Genomic DNA, 2,782 nt, shown 5'->3' with positions numbered 1-2,782 from the left:
CCCCCCAGCCGCATCGGCACGCCGCCGCCCCGCGGCGGGTCGTCATTGTCGTTGTCGCCGTCGAGCTTGCGCAAGGCGGCCAGAATATCGGCGAGCCGGACCGTGTGGCTCATGCCGGGAATCTCGCGCAGGGCGGGACAGGATTCGACGGCGTACATGTCGGAGGCCCAGGACGACAGGATGATGCGCTTCTCGGGCGAGGAAAGCTCCGGCGCATTCAGAACGTCGGCGGGCGAGCCGTAATGGGCCGCAGGGTGAAACAGCGGATTGAGAGTGCCGGGATTGGTATTCACGTTGGTCATCGGTTTGTCTCCCTCATGCTCCTTTCCGGGGGACGGTTTTGTTGATGATGAGACGGCGGCGCCAATCGCCGCCGGCCCGCTTGACACTAGTGCGTGTTGATCGCGATGCGCTTGACGCCTTCGCGCGCCTTCTCCGATTTCGGCAGCGACACGGTCAGGACGCCGTTCTTCAACGACGCTTCGGCTTTGTCCTCCTCGACGCCCTCCAGCGGGATCTGCCGCTCGAAGGCGCCGTAATAGCGCTCGGTGAAGTACCTGCCTTCGCCGTTGCGCTCCGCCTTCTTCTCGCCGCGGACGGTCAGGACGCCATTGGCGACCTCGACCTGCACGTCCTTCTCGGTGAGGCCGGGAAGCTCGACTGAGACCGTCAGCGTCTTGTCGGTCTCGCTGAGCTCGACCTTCGGCCAGCCGAACCGGCCTTCCATCAGCGGCGACAGGCTGGTGCCGCCGAAGCCACGGAAGACGTCGTCGAACAGACGATTCATCTCGCGGTGAAGCGTCAGGAACGGATCGAAATTGTCGCGCGCGGGCGCAAGCTCCTGGTTTCTCGACCAGGGAATGAGATCACGAAAAGCCATGGTTCTCTCCTTCATGCATCGGGAGCGCGGCCCGCGCATCCGCGCGCCGCGTTCCGCCGTTCGACCGATCGAGCGCTCAGGCTGCTTTCTTCTGCTCGATCTGTGATGTCGCAGGAGCGCCGCCCGCGATCGGAATCCGGCGCGGCTTCATCGCTTCCGGAACCTCGCGAACGAGATCGATGATCAGGAGCCCGTCCTGGAACGAGGCCTGCTTCACCTGGACGTAATCGGCGAGATTGAACACACGCCGGAACGGACGCGCGGCGATGCCCTGGTACAAATATTCGCGCGCAGCGGTCTCTGGCTTCTTGCCCTCGATGGTGAGCGCGTTTTGCTCGGCCGTCACGGTGATATCGCTGGCGCCGAAGCCCGCCACCGCGAGGCTGATCCGGTAATGGTCTTCACCGGAGCGTTCGATGTTGTAGGGGGGATAATTGTCCTCGGTCGCCTGGCGCAGCGTGCTGTCGACGAGGTCGGCCAGGTGATCGAAGCCGATGGTGGAGCGCCACAGGGGCGCGAAGTCGAAACTGGTCCTCATAACCAAGTCCTCCAAAGAGCAAGATGGATACGAAGGAGCGCAAGGCGGGGATTCAGACGGGTCCGAAAAGACCCAGCCCGGCGCCCGTGCCGGACCCGGTTCTGGCATCCGGCACACCGCTCTCGCGGCGGAAAACGACTTAGAAAGCCGGAAATCGGTTTCAAGAGGGCTGCCGCGATTTTTTTGTGCCCCGCCCTGCTCGATTGTCGGCTGACCGGCTCCCTCTCACCGCCGCGGAGGCCGGCTCACCAGGCCGCCGCGGCGACAGGTGGTCCCAAAGCTGCTCCGGGCGTCGATTGCGAGGTAAGATAGAAGTGTATCCTGGACAAAGGCCGGGTGGCCTGTGATGCATCTGGACCGGCAGCGCATGACCGACCACCGGGCGGCACACGACAGGCTGGGACCCCAATCGCGCCGGATCGGTCAGACTGCAGGCGCGATGACGATTGCGCTGCTCACGACCTTGACGTTGAGCCCGGCGCACGCCGACGACATCGCCATCTCGCCTGCCGGATTGAAGGCGATCGGAGCGATCGATGCGCGCTTTCAGTCTTACAACATCGAGATGGTGGAGGTGACCGGCGGACGGTTCTGGAAGCCTTATCCGCGAACGGCACGTGCCTTCGACGAACGCGATCGTTACAGCGCGAGACCGCCGATCGATCTTGCCAATTCGCGCCTGCGCCTGCTCGCCGCGGCGTTGTCGCCGGCCTATCTGCGCGTGAGCGGCACCTGGGCCAATGCAACGTTCTTTGCCGACGCGCCGGGAAAGCCGCCGCCGGGTTTCAACTCGGTGCTCAGCCGAGCGCAGTGGCGCGGTGTCGTGGAGTTCGCGCGTGCGGTCGATGCGGAGATCGTCACTTCGTTTGCGATCAGTCCCGGCAGCCGCAATGCCGACGGTGTGTGGCAGCCGGATCGGGCACAGCAGTTGGTCGACACCACGTGCGCGCTGGGCGGCCGCATCGCCGCCGCCGAATTCATGAATGAGCCGACGCTCGCAGCGACGAACGGCGCACCGGCGGGATATGATGCAATGGCCTATGGCCGCGACTTCAGGATCTTCCGCGACTGGATGCGGCGCGCCGCGCCGGAGACGCTGATCCTCGGTCCAGGCTCGGTCGGCTATTCATCACCGCCATCCGGCTCGGGCATCACCACGCGCGACCTGCTTGCCGCGTCCGGTCCCGGCGTCGATCGCTTCACCTATCACCACTACAACACGATCTCGCCGCGCTGCGGCGGGCACGACGATCCGGCGCAGGCCCTCTCGGGGCAATGGCTGGCCCGCACGGATGCGACACTCGTGACCTACCAGACCCTGCGGGACGCATTCGAGCCGGGCAAGCCGATCTGGCTGACCGAGA

Annotated in this window: 3 protein-coding genes and 1 pseudogene; 1 reads left to right on the top strand and 3 read right to left on the bottom strand. The window is 65.1% G+C overall.

The window, feature by feature from the left end:
• The 3 genes from IC50_RS30970 to IC50_RS30960 form a co-directional block, all read right to left on the bottom strand.
• Positions 1–302 (bottom strand): hypothetical protein (locus tag IC50_RS30970; protein ID WP_035714044.1); only part of this gene is annotated, 302 nt, incomplete at its 3' end.
• An 86-nt stretch (positions 303–388) separates the two neighbouring features.
• Positions 389–880, bottom strand: a complete 492-nt coding sequence (locus tag IC50_RS30965; protein ID WP_035714050.1) for an Hsp20/alpha crystallin family protein — start codon at positions 878–880, stop codon at positions 389–391.
• A 76-nt stretch (positions 881–956) separates the two neighbouring features.
• Positions 957–1,418: an Hsp20 family protein gene (locus IC50_RS30960; RefSeq protein ID WP_035714041.1), complete on the bottom strand. Its 462-nt coding sequence runs from the start codon at positions 1,416–1,418 to the stop codon at positions 957–959.
• A gap of 367 nt (positions 1,419–1,785) precedes the next feature.
• Here IC50_RS30960 and IC50_RS30955 point away from each other — a divergent pair.
• A pseudogene (locus tag IC50_RS30955) lies at positions 1,786–2,782 on the top strand (hypothetical protein); the annotation flags it as partial.

It is taken from the genome of Bradyrhizobium genomosp. I (2014), from assembly GCF_000261685.1.
Classification (GTDB): Bacteria; Pseudomonadota; Alphaproteobacteria; order Rhizobiales; family Xanthobacteraceae; genus Bradyrhizobium.
This window is presented reverse-complemented; position numbering and strand designations above follow the sequence as displayed.